Here is a 15,731-nt window from a genome sequence, read left to right as displayed (position 1 = left end):
CTTCAGAGCAACATTTGAGGTTCGGGGGCCCGGCCGCCGACCCCACCGACGGAGGCGCAAGGGTCGCGTCCCGGCCCGATACGCCGTAGACCGGACCTATGCCCGAAGGCAGCGAGCAGCCCCACCGCCCCGTGCGGAAGCGGGAGAAGGAGTTCGGGGCGGCCGCCGTCCGCCGGCTGCGGTTCGTGGCCGGAGCCGTGCTCGTGGCGGGTGGGACGGCCTACTTCCTGTTGCCGCTGGAGGGCCTGGGCGCCGACCGCCTCTGGCTGGGCTGGCCGCTGTTCGTGCTGTGCCTGACGTTCGTCGCCGTGCTGCTGCTGCGCCATGTACGCGACGTCGTGCTGGAGAAGCCGCAGGCGCGGTCGGGCATCATGATCTCGCTGCTGATGTGCCTGGCCGTGCTGGTCTTCTCCTCCGGGTACTACGCCCTCGCCCAGCAGCCGGGACAGTTCAGCGGCCTGAGCACCCGGGTCGACGCGCTGTACTTCACCGTCGTCACGCTCGCGACCGTCGGCTACGGCGACATCACCCCGCGCGGGCAGGAGGCCCGCATGGTGACCGTCGTCCAGATCGTCTACACGTTCGTCTTCCTCACGGCGGCGGCCACCGCGCTGACGCGCCGGATGCACGCGGTGGTCGCGGACCGCGAGCGGCGCCCGCCGCCACTCTGACGCGGGAGGCCCTACACCGGTCGGGAGGAGCGGTAGTTGAACACCGACCAGAGGACGAACAGACCGGTCACGATCATGATGATCGACCAGAACGGCTGGTACGACGCGGCTCGCGACGCAGCGCCGGGTGGTCCGCGACCACCGTGCACGAACCGGGCGCGATCTCGGTGAACCCCGCGTCGCGCACCAACGGCAGTCCACTGCTGACGAGTCCGGGCCAATGGGCCGCGCCGGCCGTCCGGACGGCGAGCGGGAAGCCCGCGTCGTGCCAGGCGGCCCGCTCCTGCCCGGACAGCTCCCACCAGGCCAGCTGGGCGGCGTGGCCGGCCTGCGCCATGGCCTTGCCGGCCGACATGCCGAGGTCCGGGTTCAGCCAGAGCACCGGGGCGGACGGGTCCGCGTCCAGCGGCGGATCGGGGCCGTCCAGGTCGGTGCCGGAGACCTGGAGCCTGGCCAGGTCCTTGGGCCAGCCGTCCAGCGGGACGGGCGGGAAGACCCGCACCTCGGCGGCCTTGCCGGTGACCGTGACGCCGGGCAGCGCCTCGGCCCGCCGCCACTCGGCGCCGCGTGCCCGCCGCACGACCTTGCGGATCCTGGCGTCCTGCCAGTCCCGCATCGCCCCGGCCCACTCGCCCTCGCCGGCCGACCGCTCGTCGGCCAGGATCGTCAGCACCGCCCGCGCGGCCGTCTCCAGGGCGTCCGTGCGCGCGGGCGGGTCCGCCCGCTCGATCCGCACGACGAGCGGCAGCACGAACTGCGGTGCCTCGTCGCGCGCCGAGGGCTCGGACCGGAAGGGACTGTCGCTCTCGCTCACGGGCGTCGGGTTTTCACTCACGAACCCCAGTGTGCCAGCCGGAAGATCGTGCAGGATGGCCGCATGCGACCCGACCTGTGCCTGCGCGACGCGGGCCGCCGCTACGGCCTTCGGGGCCCCTGGGTGCTGCGCGGAATCGACCTGGCGGTGGCCCCGGGCCGGCTCGTCCGCGTCGAGGGCGCCAACGGCAGCGGCAAGTCCACGCTGCTGCGGCTGCTCGCCGGCATCGACGCGCCGAGCGAGGGCCGGATCACCGGCCGGCCGGCACGCACGGCGTACGTCCCCGAGCGGTTCCCGCCCGCCCTGCCCTTCACCGCCGCCGGCTACCTCATCCACCTCGGCACCGTGCACGGCCTGACCCGGAAGGGGGCCGCCCGGGCGGCCGGGGAGTGGCTGGAGCGCCTCGGGGCCGCCGCGTACGCCGAGACGCCGATGGCCCGGCTGTCGAAGGGCAGCAGCCAGAAGGTCGCGGTCGCCCAGGCCCTGCTGGCGGAGCCCGAGCTGCTGGTACTGGACGAGGCGTGGACCGGCCTGGACGCCGCTGCCCGCGCCGAGTTGGAGCGCGCGGTCACCGAGCGCACGGCGGCCGGCGGCTCCGTGGTCTTCGTCGACCACGACCCGCGCCGCCTCGCGGGCCTGCCCGACGAGACGTACGCCGTGCGCGAGGCGGGCGTCGTCCGGCAGGAGTCGGCGCGGGCTCCGGCCGCGTCCGGCCCGCAGGTGCTGGTCGAGGCGCAGGGCCCGCCGGACGGACGGTTGCCGGAGGAGGTGCGCCGGACGGTCACCTCGACCGAGGAGACCGGGCCCGGCACCTATCGCCTGTCCGTCCCCGCCCCGCACTCCGACGTCCTGCTCCGCACCCTGCTGTCGGCCCGCCCGCCCTGGCACGTGGTGAGCGTGACGCCGCGGACGACGCCGCCGGGGAGGCAGGGGTGACTGTCCGCGGAGCGGTATGGGGAGACTGCCCGCCGAATGACAGGAGGCCGCGGCGCGTGATTGTCCGCGGAGTGGTGCGGGGAGACTGCCCGCCGAATGACAGGAGGCCGCGGCGCGTGGCTGTCCGCGGAGCGGCACCGGGAGACTGCCGTCAAGGCCCGGCGCCTCTCGTCCTGATGAGGGACGTCCGGTGTGCCGGCCCGCGGGCGATCGTCTCAGGGAGCCGCCGGTGACCGCCCTGATGCGCTACCACGCCGCCCTGCTGCTGCGTTCGCAGCGCTGGCTGCCGCCGTTCCTGCTGTACGCGGCCTTCCTCGCGATCAGTATCCAGGCCGGGCAGCCGGTGCTCGACTCGCTCGGGTACACGGCCGCCGCCCTGTTGCCCGTCGCCGCGTGGCTGGCGCGGATCTGTGCCACGGGCGAACCCGACGCCGCACGCGGCTGTGTCGCGGCGGCCGCCGGTCCCGCGCGGGCTCATGTGGCCTGTCTGCTCGTGGCCGGGGCCGGTGCCGCCGTGCTCGGCACACTCGCGACCCTCGTCGTGACGCTGCTCAGCGACCCGGTCGCCTCCGACCACCGCACCCGGGTGCCGCTCGCCGCCGCCTGCGGTGCCGGGCTGCTCGCCGCCCTGGCCTGCGCCCTGCTCGGCATCGCCGTCGGCGCGCTCACCAGCCGGCCCCTGCTGCGGTCGCCGGGCCGGGCGGTCCCCGCCCTGCTGCTGGCGGCGCTGCTGTCGCTGGTGGCCACCGGCTCACCGGCCCAGGCCGCCGTGCAGGGCCTGGTCACCGGGTCGCAGCGAGGCACCGTCCCGCTGCCGCTGATGCCCCTGGGCGCGGCGGCCCTGGTCACGGCCGGGGCGCTGGCCCTGGCCGGTGCACTGGCCTCCCGCAGGTCGCCGTGAGCGGGCGGGTCACCCCGAGCAGGCCGTGCGCTGCGCCTCCTGCCACTCGCAGGCGGGGCAGAGCGTGATGCCCTTGTACGACTCGGGGTGCTCCGTAGGCTCCCGGCACAGCACGCACTCGGCGTACGGCGGCCCCTCGGCCAGGGGCGGCCTGGTCGCGTCGATCAGGCAGTAGTCGTCCTCGCTCATACGTCCAGCGTAGGTCCGGGGCGGGCGGTCAGAGGTCCCGCTGCTCCAGCGGTTTGGTCGCCGGGCCCTGGATCACCTTGCCGTCCGTGTCGAAACGGGAGCCGTGGCAGGGGCACTCCCAGGCACGTTCGGCCGCGTTGAAGTCGACCAGGCAGCCCAGGTGGGTGCAGCGGGCGGACACGGCGTGCAGCCCGCCGTCCTCGTCCCGGTACACCGCGACACGGTGGCCGTCCGCGCGGACCACGGCGCCCTCGCCGGGCGGCAGGGACTCCACCGGCGGGGAGGGCCGCAGCCGGTCTCCCACGAAGTGCCCGGCGACCTTGGCCTGCGTCTTGAGGAACGTCGGCGCCTCACGCAGCGCGGGCTTGACCCGGCGCGGGTCGTACAGCGCGCTCCACTCGCACTCCTCGCCCAGGACCTGCGCGGCCAGCAGCCGGCCGGCCATGATGCCCCCGGTCATGCCCCAGCCGCCGAAACCGGTGGCCACGTACGTGTGCCGGGCGCCGGGGTGCAGGGGGCCGATCATCGGCACCGTGTCCGTGGGCTCGGTGTCCTGGGTGGCCCACCGGTGGGTGACCTCCAGGTCCGGGAAGTGGCCGGTGGCCCAGGCGGTGAGGCGTTCGAAACGGGCCCGCGGGTCGCCCGTGCCCGGCGTGAAGTGCTCACCGGTGACGATGAGCAGCCGACGGTCGCCCTCGTGGGGCGCGGTGCGCACCGAGCGCGTTTCCTCGTCGGGCGTGATGAACATGCCGTCCGGGTCCTGGTCCGCGGGGATCGTCCCGGCGACGACCAGCTCGCGGCGTGTGGAGAGGCGGGCGAACAGCAGGGCCCGGTCGAAGATCGGGTAGTGCGTCGCGACGACGACGTCCCGGGCCCGGACCGTCGCCCCGGTCGCGGTGGACAGCCTGCACGGTTCGCCCTCGTCCAGGCCGAGGACGGTGGTGTCCTCGTAGATCCGTCCGCCGTGCTCGACCAGGTCGGCGGCGAGTGCCAGCAGGTACTTGCGCGGGTGGAACTGGGCCTGCCCGGTGACCTCGACCGCGCCCGCCACCGGGAAGGGCAGCCCGGTCTCCGTCACGAACGACGCGGGCAGCCCGGCCTCGGCCGCGGCCTCCGCCTCGGCGCGCAGCTCCGCCACGCGGCCCGTGTCCCGGGCGTAGGTGTAGGCGCTCCTCGTCTCCCACTCGCAGTCGACGCCCAGTTCCTCGGCGATCCGGGCCGCGTGGTCGATCGCCTCCGACTGGGACCGCGCGTACAGCCGTGCGCCCTCGGGGCCGCGGGTGCGCCGCAGCTTGTCGTAGACGAGCGTGTGCAGGGCGGTGACCTTGGCGGTGGTGTGTCCGGTGACGCCTGCCGCGACCCGGCCGGCCTCCAGGACGGCCACGCTCCGCCCGGCCCGGGCCAGTTCCCACGCCGTGCTCAGCCCGGCGATACCGGCGCCGATCACCGCCACGTCGACGTCCAGGTCCTCCGTCAGCGGCGGGTGGTGGCCGTCCGGGGCCGTCTGAAGCCAGTACGAGCTGCTGACCTGCTGCTTCTCGCTCATGGGCCGCCGGGTACCCCGGTCCGTCCGCTTCAGTGGCGGCGGGCCCCGCTTTGGACGTCGTTTCTGTGCCCGACCAGGTCGGTGGCGAGCGCCGCGTTCCGCCCGCGCTCATGGAGGTGGCCGGAGAAGGGCGATGCGGTCCGAAACTGTGGTGCGGACATATCAGCTCGATGCCATGCTCACGCCATGAAAAAGATCATTCCGGTCGGGGTCACTGCCCTGACCACCGCAGCTCTCCTGGCCGGTACAGCCCTGCCCGCGCACGCCAGGCCCGCCCCGGTCGTACCGCACCCCTGGGACCACAGGGTCACATGCACGTCGACCGACGCCGACGGGCGTAAGATCGTCACCCGGTACGGCAACTCCGACTTCGGTTGGAACCACTTCACCCACCGGCACAACATCAAAAAGTGCTCGATCCTCAACGCGGCACTGAAAGACAAGGTCGACGAGAACGACGGTCACGGGCGACTGGAGTACGACGGCGTGGCCATCAGGACCGGCGGTCGCCCGGCGCAGGTCAAGTTCGTGGTGATCGTTCAGTACTCGCGTAAGACCAAGGACAAGAAGTACGACGCCGGCCGGGGACAGAAGATCGGCGTCATCAACGCCTTCTGCCGCAACCAGCCGCACAACAAGTGCCCTGCATGGATGAACCAGTGATCGACTCTGAAGACCGTGAGCAGCAGGCGGCGATCAGCCGTCTGCTGCTGTACTACCTCAACAGCCCCCTGGCCGAGGGCTGCCGGCTTCGCGGAGTTCTGCCCGCGCCCGGCGCCGTCCGGATTGCCGTCCATTCCGGAGACGGCGAGGACGGCACCACCTTCCTGTACGAGGTCCCCCACGACGCCGTTGCCCCGTACTACATCCCGGGCCTCCTGCGCACGGTGCTGGCGGGCACCCAGCTCTACGGGTCCAGCGACATCAGCGAAGCCATGGGGATGACCGTCATCCGCCTCCGCCCCGAGGAGATCACCCCGGCCCCGGAAGACGAGTACGGCCAGACCCTCACCGTCGTACACGCCTTGTCCGACCCCGGCGACGAGGAGAACCCTTTCCTGATCGGGTTCCTGATGATGGGCGACAGCCTGTTGCGCCTGTACGTGCAGCGTCCCGACCGCCCAGGCGCCATCGGTGTCGACGTTCGCCTGACCGACACAACCACCGCCCTGATCGCTTCCCTGCCGAGTCTCATCGAAGAAGCACAGCACCAGAAGCCGTCTCCGGATGACCCGCACTGCGATCTCCTCGTGGACCTGACCGACTGGTAGCTCAGGTGTCCGCACCAGACGGTTCACCACGCAGCAGGTCGGGCCGGGTTTCGGCCCTGGCGAAGCCCCGCTGAAGCCCGGCCGCCAGACGGTCGACGATGCGGTGTGCCGGGCTTGTTCGTCCCGCCGGCGAGCCGGTGCGGCTCAGCGAGCACGGCGGAGGCACCCTGATGGAGATGCGCTCCCTGTTCGGCACCCGCGAGCAGATGGAGCAGCTGGTCGCCATGGGCATGAAGGAGGGTCTGAAGGAGGCCGTCGGCCGGATCGACGCCCTGCCGGCCGCCTGAACCCGTCGGATCAGGGCTGCTCCAGCAGCCGTTTTCGGCACTCGGAAACGTCGAAGTCCGCCTCCGGATACCGCGGGTCCAGCTCCTCGAAGTGCTCCAGGAGCAGGGTGCCGACCGCCCAGTTGCGGTACCACTTGTGGTCCGCCGGGATCAGGTACCAGGGCGCGTCCGAGGTGCCGCAACGCTCCAGGGCGATCTCGTACGCCTCCTGGAACGCGGGCCACAGGGTCCGGTCGCCGATGTCGGACGCGGCGAACTTCCAGCGCTTCTCCGGCTTGTCGAGGCGCTTGAGCAGCCGGCGGCGCTGCTCCTCGTAGGAGACGTGCAGGAAGCACTTGACCAGGGTCACCCCGTCGCCGGCGAGGGACCGCTCGAAGCGGTTGATCTGCTCGTAGCGCCGGGCGATCTCGGGGGCGGGCGCGAGCTCGCGGACCCGGGCGACCAGGACGTCCTCGTAGTGCGAGCGGTCGAAGATGCCCAGTTCGCCGCGGATCGGGAGTGCCTGCTCCACGCGCCACAGGAACGGGTGCGCGCGCTCCTCGGCGGTGGGTGCCTTGAACGCGGTGATCCGGCAGCCGGAGGGGTTGAGCAGGCCGATGACGTGCTTGACCGTGCCGCCCTTGCCGCTGGTGTCCATGCCCTGCAGAACCAGCAGCACGCGGCGCCGGTCGCCCCCGGTGCTCGCCGCCCACAGCCGTTCCTGGAGGACGGCGAGCCGCTCGCCGGTCCGGTCCGTGGCCGCCTTGCCCTCCGCCTTGCCGTGCGGCCCGCCCGGAGTGGCGGCGGCGTCGTATCGGCTCAGATCGACCGGACGGCCCGGGGGCAGGCGCAGCCGCTCCCGCAACGAGGTGCTGTCCTTGTGTGCCACCGGGCCCCCTTCGCGGTCCTGTGCCTCGATGGTCCGGCGGGGCGCCGGGCTTCGCACCCGGCGCCCGGTCGGGAGGGGAGCGCCGGTCAGCGCCGCCAGGGGCCCGTCACCGCGAACGTGGTGCCGGGCGTGTAGCAGTTGACGTACATCGTGTCGCCGTCCGGGGAGAACGTCACCCCGGCGAACTCACCATATTCCGGCTCCTGCTCGGTGCCGCCCGCCGCGTCAGCGGCTGATGTGATCGCCTGCCGGTTGCGGGCCATCGCGTAGACCTCGCCGCGCCGGGTCACACCGAAGACGTGCTGGGCGCCGTTGCCGTCCTCGCAGACCATGAGGCCGCCGCTGGGCGCCAGGCAGATGTTGTCCGGCGACTCGCCCGGCAGCTGCACATCGGTGTCCGGGCCGAAGACGATCACCAGCGTGAGCCGGCGGCGCTCGGGGTCGTAGCGCCAGACCTGCCCGAGGTGGTCGGCGGCCGAACCGTCCGAACGACGCGCGAACGACGACACGAAGTACACCGAACGGCCGCCCCAGTAGCAGCCCTCCAGTTTCTGCGCGTGCGTGATGCCCCCGCGGCCGAAGTCCTGGAACCGGATCGGTGTCTGCGCGGCCTGCGGGTCCGGCACGTCCACCCACTCGATGCGGTCGAACTCGGCGCCGACGTCCTGGATGGAGGACAGATCCGGCACCCCGGGCACGCGCATGGCCTGGAGCCGGCCGCCCGCGCGCAGCGAACCCCTGCCGTCCAGCGGCCGGTTCGGCAGGAAGCGGTAGAAGAGGCCGAAGGGCTTCTCGAAGGCGTCCTCGGTCTCGTACACCACGCCCCGCCGGGGGTCCACGGCGATTGCCTCGTGCGCGAAGCGTCCCATGGCGGTCAGCGGCACGGCCCCGGTGCGGTGCGGATCGACCGGGTCGACCTCGAAGATGAAGCCGTGGTCCTTGGTGTAGCCGTTGGTGCCGGCCCGGTCCTCGGTCTCCTCGCAGGTCAGCCAGGTGTTCCAAGGGGTGGGCCCGCCCGCGCAGTTCACGGCGGTGCCGGCGATCGCGACGCGCTCCGACTGCACTCTGCCCCGGGAGTCGAGCGTCAGCGCCGTGCAGCCGCCCTTGCCGCCCGGGTCGTAGGTGAGGCCCTCGACGGTCGGGACCGGGACCTTGCCGTTCACGCGGTTCTCGTGGTTGCGGACCAGGTGGACCCGGCCGCCTCTGCCACCGAAGGCGGACATGCCGTCGTGGTTGGAGGGGACCTTGCCCTCGCCGGAGCGGAGTTCGTCCCCTTCGCGGGACAGGATCCGGTAGTGGAACCCCTCAGGCAGGTCGAGAACGCCCTTCGGGTCGGGGACGAGCGGGCCGTAGCCGGTGCGGCCGAGGCCCTGTGCTGCGGCGGTGCCGGCGAAGAGTTCGGAGAGGGCGCCGGAGAACGCGATCCCGACGCCCAGGGCGCCGGTTCCGGCGAGCATGCCGCGTCGGGTGGTGATGCGACCGGATTCGGTCATGGGGAAACCTTCCTGCTGGCGGACAGGAACTGTGATCCCGCTGTGTCTATCACCTGGTACGGGCCGCGGGAACCACGCGCGTAGCGCGCGTCACTGCTCGACCGCGCGCCGCAGCCGTTCCATGGCCTCCCCGGCCTGCTCCGTCAGGTCGACGGCGCGCTGCTCCGTCAGGTCGACGGCGCGTTCCTCGATCTCCTCGCGGTCCGTGGGCTGTGCGCGGCTCGCGGTCTCCGCCTCTTTCTCGTCTCCCGCGTCCTGCGGCTGTCCCGCGCCCTCCGCCGCGGGCTGCGCACCCCGCTCCAGGAACCGCAGCAGCTCCACCGGAATGGGCAGGACGAGCGTGGAGTTCTTCTCCGCCGCCACCGCCATGACGGTCTGCAGCAGCCGCAGCTGGAGCGCCGAGGGCGTGTCGGCCATCTGGCGGGCGGCCTGGGCCAGCTTCTTGGAGGCCTGGTACTCGGCGTCGGCGTTGATGAGCCGGGCCCGCCGTTCCCGGTCGGCCTCCGCCTGGCGGGCCATGGAGCGTTTCATGGTGTCGGGCAGGGAGACGTCCTTGATCTCCACGCGGTCGATGGTCACGCCCCACTCCACGGCCGGACTGTCGATCATCAGCTCCAGGCCCTGGTTCAGCTTCTCCCGGTTGGACAGCAGGTCGTCCAGCTCGCTCTTGCCGATGATCGAGCGCAGCGAGGTCTGCGCCATCTGTGAGACGGCGAAGCGGTAGTCCTCGACGTTGACGATCGCGGCCGAGGGGTCCACGACCTTGAAGTACACGACGGCGTCCACCCGCACGGTCACGTTGTCGCGGGTGATGCCCTCCTGGGCCGGGATGGGCATGGTCACGATCTGCAGGTTGACCTTGCGCATCCGGTCCACCGCGGGGATCACGAGGTTGAACCCGGGCCGCCGCACGTCCCCGTGCAGCCGCCCGAGCCGGAAGACGACCCCGCGCTCGTACTGCTTGACGACCCGTGCCGCGGAGGCCACGTACACCAGCGCCCCCGCCCCGACCGCCGCCACCACGCCGACCAGCTCTTCGACCATGCCGACCTCCCGTTCAGAGGTCCGAATCCATCCGTTTATGTAACGATATGCCCGAACCGGGGCGTGGGGCCATGGTCGGAGATCGGACCGAAACGGGGCGGACGCGCTCGGTCCGGGGCGCGCAGCCGGCGCGCCCCGGACCAAGGGGTGGGTGATCCGGTCCTCCGCTAGGCGGCGGTGACCTTCTCCGCCGGAGCCTTGTCGGGCTCCGTGACCTTCACCGGTTCGGTGCCCGTCGCGCTGTGGCGTGCGGCCCAGTTCTCCAGGGCCGTGCGGCAGGCGTGGTCGAGGTGGTGCAGGCCCGAGAGGTCCAGCTCGACCGGACGGTCCTGGGGCAGGCTCTCCAGGCTGTCGAGGATCTTCGGCAGCCGCAGGAAGGTCGCGTTCCCGGACAGGTACGCCTGGATCGGGCCGGCGCCCTTGTCGATGATCTCCATCTTGACGTGCGAGGCCTCCCAGGCGGTCTTGACGACCGACAGGGCCAGACCGATGAGCACACCCTCGAACATGTTCACCGCGACGATCGACACGGCGGTGACGATCAGGATGAGCGCCTCACCCTTGTGGGCCCGCCACAGCGTCGCGATCTGGCCGAACGGGATCAGCTTCCAGCCGGCGTGCACGAGGATGCCGGCGAGGGCGGGGATCGGGATGAGCGCCAGGGCCCACGGCATCGCGGCGGCGAACAGCAGCAGCCACACGCCGTGCAGCACCCGGGAGGCCTTGGTCTTGGCGCCCGCGTTGACGTTGGCGGAGCTGCGCACGATGACGGCGGTCATCGGCAGCGCGCCGAGCAGACCGCACAGGGTGTTGCCCGCGCCCTGGGCGATCATCTCCTTGTTGTACTCGGTGCGCGGACCGTTGTGCAGCCGGTCCACGGCGGCCGCGCTGAACAGGCTCTCGGCGGAGGCGATCAGCGCGAAGGCGATGATGGTGCCCCAGATGGCCGGGTTCGCCAGTTCGCCGAAGGCCTCGGCCCCGGGCGGCTGGATGACGCCCAGCAGACCCTCCACCTGGACGGTGGCGACCGGCAGGCTGAAGGCGAGCGTCGCGACCGTGGCCAGGACGACCGCTGCGAGCGCGCCGGGCACGGTCTGGACCGCCTTCGGCATCTTCTTCCAGAACACGATGACGGCGATGGTGCCCGCGCCGATCGCGAGGGAGATCAGGGCCTCGGTGCTGCCGAGCGTGTCGGCGAACATCCCGGGCAGGCCGGCGATCTTGCCGAGTCCGGACTCCGGCGCCTTCAGGCCCGCCGCCGCGTAGATCTGCCCGGCGATGATCACCAGGCCGATGCCGCAGAGCATGCCCTCGACGACGGAGACGGATATCGCCCGGAACCAGCGGCCGATCCCCAGGAAGCCCATGGCGAGCTGGAGCAGGCCGGCGAGCAGCACGATCACGCCGAGCGTGGCCACTCCGAACTGGCTGACGGCCTCGAAGACCAGCACGGTGAGCCCGGCGGCGGGTCCGGACACCTGCAGGCTGCTGCCGCGCATCAGCCCGGTGACGAGCCCGCCCACGATGCCGGTGATGAGTCCCAGCTCCGCGGGAACGCCGGAGGCGACCGCCACGCCGACGCACAGCGGGACGGCGACCAGGAAGACGACGATCGAGGCGAGGAAGTCCTGCTTCAGGTACGGGAACTTGGTCATGGTCGCCCTCACACCTTCTCGAAGGATTCGGTGTCCGCGCGGTGTTCGCGCACGGTGCCCGTGTGCACCTCGTAGAACCAGGCGTGCAGCCGGAGCCGGCCGTCCGTCAGGCGGCTCTCCACGCAGGGGTAGGAGCGCAGCCGCTCCACCTGGGCCAGGACATGGTTCTGCACGGCTTCGGTGACCGTCTTGTCGGTCGGGTCCGCGCACTTGGGCTCGTCGCAGGCGTGCGCGAGCCAGTCACGCACGGCGGGTACGCCGGAGAGGTCGTCGCCGCGTACCACCGCGCCCACGGCGCCGCAGTGCGAGTGGCCGCAGACCACGATCTCCTTGACGCCGAGGACCTCCACGGCGTACTCGATCGTGGCCGCCTCCGAGGTGGGGTGGGCGATGGAGTGCGGGGGAACGACGTTGCCCGCGGTGCGCAGCTCGAAGAGCTCGCCGGGCCGGGCGCCCGTGATCAGGGCCGGTACGACCCTGGAGTCGGAGCAGGTGATGAACAGGACCTCAGGGGACTGGCCCTCGGCGAGGTGGGCGAACTCCTCAGGGCGCTGTCCGAAGATGCGGGCGTTGTCGATGAGGGGTTGCATGAGTGTGGTGATCCTCCTGGCGCGCAGTGGGGGCGCGTCGGACGGGCATGACAAGGGGGTGGGGGGAATTGCTTGGCCGCTCAGCAGCGAAAGACCTGAAGTGCCGCCGGAGTGTGCGACGTCGAGGATCTCGACGTGTGGTCGTGCGCGGCGCCGGGTCTGACCGGTTCGGGCCCTGTCGGCCGGATGTGCCGTTGCAGCGGCCGCTCGGGGCCCGTGGGTGCGAGGTCCGCGGTGTGGGACCGGTCGCGGGTCCGCAGGGGACCGGTCGGGTCCCCGTGGTGCCCGGCGCGACAGGTCGCCGTCTCGTCGCGCAGCGCCTTCCCCAGGGACTTGTGGCCGGGGCGCGAGGACATGCCGGAGGGCTTCGTTCCGGGCTGAGCTTTGGCCTCGACTTGGCTGTGTGTATGCGCGGTTGCGAAGGACGCGGTCGGTGCGAAGAACTGAAGGGCGAGCAGGACGGCGGCGAGGAGCGAAACCACGGTCCGTGCCGTCGTGCCTCGGTACATGCGCCCCCCTTCCGGTGCTTCGCACGTCTAGTGCGGACCAACACTTGGTCAACGGCCGGTCAAGAAACACGTTAACCCTGCAAAGCCGTTTGCAGGGTTAACTTAACGTTTCAAGCTGAAGAGAGCCTGAAAACCGCAGGTGTGATGGCTTGAACAGGGGCTTCCCGCCGAGCGGTCGGCGCGGTGTGGGGCTGTGGTTACCGGGGGTCCGTCAGGGAACCCGCGTCGCGGGCGAGAGCGGTGAGGCGGGAGATGGCCCGGAAGTACTTCTTGCGGTAACCGCCGTTCAGCATCTCGTCGCTGAACAGCCGGTCGAAGGGCAGGCCAGAGGCGAGCACCGGTACTTCGCGGTCGTAGAGCCGGTCCGCGAGGACGACCAGTCTGAGGGCCGTCGACTGGTCGGGAACCGGGTGCACACCGGTGAGGCAGACGGCCTTGATCCCGTCGGTCAGAGCGCCGTACCGGCTGGGGTGGACCCGGGCCAGATGGTCCAGGAGGGGCGAGAACGCGTCGAGGGAGGCGCCCTCGGTGGCGTGTGCCGCGCGGGTCACCTGCTCGTCGGAGTACGGCGGCGGCGCTTCGGGCAGACCGCGGTGGCGGTAGTCCTCGCCGTCGATGCGCAGGGCGCGGAAGTGGGCCGACAGGCCCTGGATCTCGCGCAGGAAGTCGGCCGCGGCGAACCGGCCCTCGCCGAGCTTGCCGGGCAGCGTGTTGGACGTGGCGGCGAGCGCCACACCCGCGTCGACGAGCTTGCCGAGCAGGGTGGAGACCAGGACGGTGTCGCCCGGGTCGTCGAGCTCGAACTCGTCGATGCACAGCAGGCGGTGGCCGGACAGGGTCCGGACGGTCTGCTGGAAGCCGAGGGCGCCCACCAGGTTGGTCAGCTCCACGAACGTGCCGAACGCCTTGAGCGCGGGCTCGGCCGGGGTGGCGTGCCACAGGGACGCCAGCAGGTGGGTCTTGCCGACGCCGTAGCCGCCGTCGAGGTAGACGCCGCGCGGACCGGCCGGTGCCTTCTTCGGCGCCTTGCCGAAACCGAACAGCCGCCGCTTGCCGGACCCGGGGGACCCCCCCGAGTCGAGGCCCGCCGCGAAGGCCTCCAGGACCCGGACCGCCTCCGTCTGGCTGGGCTGGTTGGGATCGGGGATGTACGTGCTGAAGCGGACGGAGTCGAACCGCGGCGGCGGCACCATCTCGGCGACCAGCCGGTCCGCGGGTACGTGCGGCTCACGGGCGCACAGGGACAGCGGGGCCGGTTCGGTTATGGGGCCGCTTCCGGAGGGGGCCAGGGGAGAAGACACGGTTCACCATGCTACGGCGCGTGGAACACTGCACGGCATGCGACGTCTGTTCCCTGTGACCGATGAAACAGCAGCTCCGGCGCCGGGCGGCGCGTCCGGTGAGGCCGCCGGGCGGGAGTGGAGCCTTCAGGAGCTGGCCGCCGCCTACGCCTATCCGGAGCCCGGGCCGGGGGGACCGGTTCCGTGGCTGCGCGCCAACATGGTGTCCACGCTGGACGGGGCCGCCCAGCACGACGGCCGTTCGCAGCCCATCTCCAGCGCCACCGACATGCGGATCTTCGGCACCCTGCGGGCCCTGGCCGACGTCGTGATCGTCGGCGCGGAGACAGTGCGCAAGGAGGGGTACCGGCCGGCCCGCGCGCGGGAGGACTTCGCGGCGATGCGGGAGGCGGCCGGGCAGCGGCCGGCACCCGCCATCGCGGTGGTCACCGCCAGTCTCGACCTGGACTTCTCGCTCCCGCTGTTCACCTCGCCCCTGGTCCCCACCCTGGTCCTCACGGGCGCCGCCGCCGCCCAGGACCGCGTCGCCGCCGCCGAGAAGGCGGGCGCCCGGGTGGTGACCGCCGGGGACGGCATCGGCGTGGACCCCGCCCTCGCCGTCCGGGCCCTCGCCGACCTCGGCCACACCCGTCTGCTCACCGAGGGCGGCCCGCGACTGCTCGGCCAGATGGTCGCGGCCGGCGTGCTCGACGAGCTGTGCCTGACCGTCTCCCCGATGCTCACGGCGGGCGAGGCGCAGCGCATCGCCGGAGGGCCGGCGGTCACGGTCCCGCACCGCTTCGGGCTGGTGTCGATGCTGGAGGAGGACGGCTTCCTGTTCACCCGGTACGGGCGCGCCCGAGCCGCGTACTGAAACGCCGGGCCCGGGGTACAAGGTCGACCGGGAGGTCCGGTCGACCGGTTCGCCGCGGCGGCGGGGCGGACCCGCGGTCGGTCCGTTCATCGGCGGAATATGCCGTTCTGTTTGGTTTTCGGAGGGCACACTGGATCCGGCAGTACCGATGCGAAGACGGTGCAGGACGGTTTCCGCAGGGCCTGGCACGGCCGGCCTGCGGCGAAGCGGGGCCCCGGGCCCCCGGAGCAGAAGGAGCGCCTGGTGTTCACCAGCGTATTGATGATCGAGAAGGCGCTGACGTCGGCCGACGTGGAGTTCGTCACCACCTTGCACGGCGAGGAGCAGGTCTCCTTCGAGGTGCTGTTGCAGCCGCGCGGTGAGCAGGCGGACCGCCTGCTGCGGGCCATCGACGACGTGGCGCTCGGCGAACTGGACGAGGCCGTCCGCGAGGGGGAGACGCCGGAGGGCGAGGAGGCGCTCAGCGTGGGGCAGCGGGCGCTGGAGGTGTCACTCGCCGCACTGCGCGCCTCGGGCAGTCCGGCCCAGGGACGGCTGATCGAGGATCATCCGCTGGACGCGCTGAAGTCCCTGGTGCAGGAGGTCCGGGCGGACGAGGTCATCGTGCTGACCGACCCCCACTACGTGGAGGAGTTCTTCCACCGGGACTGGGCGTCGCGGGCCCGGCACAAGGTGGGGGTTCCGGTGCTGAAGCTGTTCTCGCACAGCAAGGCGTAGGGGCGGGCTGTTGTGGTTCGCCGGGTGCGGGCCGGTGGTGGTCGCTCGCGCCCACGCGGCGGAGCCGCATATCGATGCAGCCCCGC

The 15,731-nt window shown here is 72.0% G+C and carries 16 protein-coding genes; 7 read left to right on the top strand and 9 right to left on the bottom strand.

Annotated features, from left to right (window positions below; all coding sequences use genetic code 11):
* Positions 1 to 98 precede the first annotated feature (98 nt).
* Positions 99 to 671 carry a potassium channel family protein gene (locus tag AB0B29_RS15675; RefSeq protein WP_362239280.1) on the top strand — a complete coding sequence of 191 codons (573 nt, stop codon included), beginning with the start codon at positions 99 to 101 and terminating at the stop codon, positions 669 to 671.
* 73 nt (positions 672 to 744) lie between these two features.
* On the opposite strand, the gene AB0B29_RS15670 is transcribed toward AB0B29_RS15675, so the two are convergent.
* Entirely contained in the window at positions 745 to 1,506 is a 762-nt protein-coding gene (locus tag AB0B29_RS15670; protein ID WP_362239277.1) for an aminoacyl-tRNA hydrolase, read from the bottom strand.
* A 42-nt stretch (positions 1,507 to 1,548) separates the two neighbouring features.
* Between AB0B29_RS15670 and AB0B29_RS15665 the strand changes: the two genes are divergently transcribed.
* Both AB0B29_RS15665 and AB0B29_RS15660 read left to right on the top strand, forming a co-directional pair.
* Positions 1,549 to 2,421 (top strand): ABC transporter ATP-binding protein, encoded by an 873-nt coding sequence (locus AB0B29_RS15665; RefSeq protein WP_362239275.1) that lies wholly within the window; start codon positions 1,549 to 1,551, stop codon positions 2,419 to 2,421.
* A gap of 229 nt (positions 2,422 to 2,650) precedes the next feature.
* On the top strand, positions 2,651 to 3,322 hold the full coding sequence (locus AB0B29_RS15660) for an ABC transporter (protein WP_362239273.1): 672 nt from the start codon (positions 2,651 to 2,653) through the stop codon (positions 3,320 to 3,322).
* Between the two features lie 9 nt (positions 3,323 to 3,331).
* On the opposite strand, the gene AB0B29_RS15655 is transcribed toward AB0B29_RS15660, so the two are convergent.
* Both AB0B29_RS15655 and AB0B29_RS15650 read right to left on the bottom strand, forming a co-directional pair.
* Positions 3,332 to 3,511, bottom strand: coding sequence for a hypothetical protein (locus AB0B29_RS15655; protein ID WP_361878045.1), 180 nt, complete (start codon positions 3,509 to 3,511; stop codon positions 3,332 to 3,334).
* A gap of 28 nt (positions 3,512 to 3,539) precedes the next feature.
* A complete protein-coding gene (locus AB0B29_RS15650; protein ID WP_362239270.1) occupies positions 3,540 to 5,057 on the bottom strand; it encodes an FAD-dependent oxidoreductase in 1,518 nt (505 codons plus the stop codon).
* A 186-nt stretch (positions 5,058 to 5,243) separates the two neighbouring features.
* Between AB0B29_RS15650 and AB0B29_RS15645 the strand changes: the two genes are divergently transcribed.
* Both AB0B29_RS15645 and AB0B29_RS15640 read left to right on the top strand, forming a co-directional pair.
* Positions 5,244 to 5,720 carry a hypothetical protein gene (locus tag AB0B29_RS15645; protein ID WP_362239267.1) on the top strand — a complete coding sequence of 159 codons (477 nt, stop codon included), beginning with the start codon at positions 5,244 to 5,246 and terminating at the stop codon, positions 5,718 to 5,720.
* On the top strand, positions 5,717 to 6,328 hold the full coding sequence (locus tag AB0B29_RS15640; protein ID WP_362239265.1) for a hypothetical protein: 612 nt from the start codon (positions 5,717 to 5,719) through the stop codon (positions 6,326 to 6,328). The genes AB0B29_RS15645 and AB0B29_RS15640 overlap by 4 nt, the downstream gene beginning before the upstream one ends.
* 297 nt (positions 6,329 to 6,625) lie before the next feature.
* On the opposite strand, the gene AB0B29_RS15635 is transcribed toward AB0B29_RS15640, so the two are convergent.
* The 6 genes from AB0B29_RS15635 to zapE all read right to left on the bottom strand — a co-directional run bounded on the left by AB0B29_RS15635 (position 6,626) and on the right by zapE (position 14,075).
* Entirely contained in the window at positions 6,626 to 7,483 is an 858-nt protein-coding gene (locus AB0B29_RS15635) for a PPK2 family polyphosphate kinase (RefSeq protein ID WP_362239262.1), read from the bottom strand.
* Positions 7,484 to 7,569: 86 nt separating this feature from the next.
* Positions 7,570 to 8,976: a PhoX family protein gene (locus tag AB0B29_RS15630; RefSeq protein ID WP_362239259.1), complete on the bottom strand. Its 1,407-nt coding sequence runs from the start codon at positions 8,974 to 8,976 to the stop codon at positions 7,570 to 7,572.
* A gap of 90 nt (positions 8,977 to 9,066) precedes the next feature.
* Entirely contained in the window at positions 9,067 to 10,020 is a 954-nt protein-coding gene (locus tag AB0B29_RS15625; RefSeq protein WP_362239256.1) for a slipin family protein, read from the bottom strand.
* 167 nt (positions 10,021 to 10,187) lie between these two features.
* Positions 10,188 to 11,675: a SulP family inorganic anion transporter gene (locus tag AB0B29_RS15620; RefSeq protein ID WP_362239254.1), complete on the bottom strand. Its 1,488-nt coding sequence runs from the start codon at positions 11,673 to 11,675 to the stop codon at positions 10,188 to 10,190.
* Between the two features lie 8 nt (positions 11,676 to 11,683).
* Positions 11,684 to 12,265: a carbonic anhydrase gene (locus AB0B29_RS15615; protein WP_362239252.1), complete on the bottom strand. Its 582-nt coding sequence runs from the start codon at positions 12,263 to 12,265 to the stop codon at positions 11,684 to 11,686.
* Positions 12,266 to 12,971: 706 nt separating this feature from the next.
* Positions 12,972 to 14,075: a cell division protein ZapE gene (gene zapE, locus AB0B29_RS15610; RefSeq protein WP_362239250.1), complete on the bottom strand. Its 1,104-nt coding sequence runs from the start codon at positions 14,073 to 14,075 to the stop codon at positions 12,972 to 12,974.
* A 37-nt stretch (positions 14,076 to 14,112) separates the two neighbouring features.
* On the opposite strand from zapE, the gene AB0B29_RS15605 reads away from it, so the two are divergent.
* Both AB0B29_RS15605 and AB0B29_RS15600 read left to right on the top strand, forming a co-directional pair.
* Positions 14,113 to 14,928, top strand: a complete 816-nt coding sequence (locus AB0B29_RS15605; protein ID WP_362239248.1) for a pyrimidine reductase family protein — start codon at positions 14,113 to 14,115, stop codon at positions 14,926 to 14,928.
* Positions 14,929 to 15,171: 243 nt separating this feature from the next.
* Positions 15,172 to 15,645: an indole-3-glycerol phosphate synthase gene (locus tag AB0B29_RS15600; RefSeq protein WP_362239246.1), complete on the top strand. Its 474-nt coding sequence runs from the start codon at positions 15,172 to 15,174 to the stop codon at positions 15,643 to 15,645.
* Positions 15,646 to 15,731 lie beyond the last annotated feature (86 nt).

Origin of the sequence: Streptomyces tibetensis (assembly GCF_040647715.1) — a bacterium.
Classification (GTDB): domain Bacteria; phylum Actinomycetota; class Actinomycetes; order Streptomycetales; family Streptomycetaceae; genus Streptomyces; species Streptomyces tibetensis_A.
The sequence above is the reverse complement of the archived record's forward strand: the minus strand, read 5'-3'. Positions and strand labels throughout refer to the sequence as shown.

Coding starts and splice junctions, on each gene's coding strand:
- AB0B29_RS15675 (WP_362239280.1), top strand. CDS start 99: ATGCCCGAAGGCAGCGAGCAGCCCCACCGCCCCGTGCGGAAGCGGGAG.
- AB0B29_RS15665 (WP_362239275.1), top strand. CDS start 1,549: ATGCGACCCGACCTGTGCCTGCGCGACGCGGGCCGCCGCTACGGCCTT.
- AB0B29_RS15655 (WP_361878045.1), bottom strand. CDS start 3,511: ATGAGCGAGGACGACTACTGCCTGATCGACGCGACCAGGCCGCCCCTG.
- AB0B29_RS15650 (WP_362239270.1), bottom strand. CDS start 5,057: ATGAGCGAGAAGCAGCAGGTCAGCAGCTCGTACTGGCTTCAGACGGCC.
- AB0B29_RS15645 (WP_362239267.1), top strand. CDS start 5,244: ATGAAAAAGATCATTCCGGTCGGGGTCACTGCCCTGACCACCGCAGCT.
- AB0B29_RS15630 (WP_362239259.1), bottom strand. CDS start 8,976: ATGACCGAATCCGGTCGCATCACCACCCGACGCGGCATGCTCGCCGGA.
- AB0B29_RS15625 (WP_362239256.1), bottom strand. CDS start 10,020: ATGGTCGAAGAGCTGGTCGGCGTGGTGGCGGCGGTCGGGGCGGGGGCG.
- AB0B29_RS15620 (WP_362239254.1), bottom strand. CDS start 11,675: ATGACCAAGTTCCCGTACCTGAAGCAGGACTTCCTCGCCTCGATCGTC.
- AB0B29_RS15615 (WP_362239252.1), bottom strand. CDS start 12,265: ATGCAACCCCTCATCGACAACGCCCGCATCTTCGGACAGCGCCCTGAG.
- AB0B29_RS15605 (WP_362239248.1), top strand. CDS start 14,113: ATGCGACGTCTGTTCCCTGTGACCGATGAAACAGCAGCTCCGGCGCCG.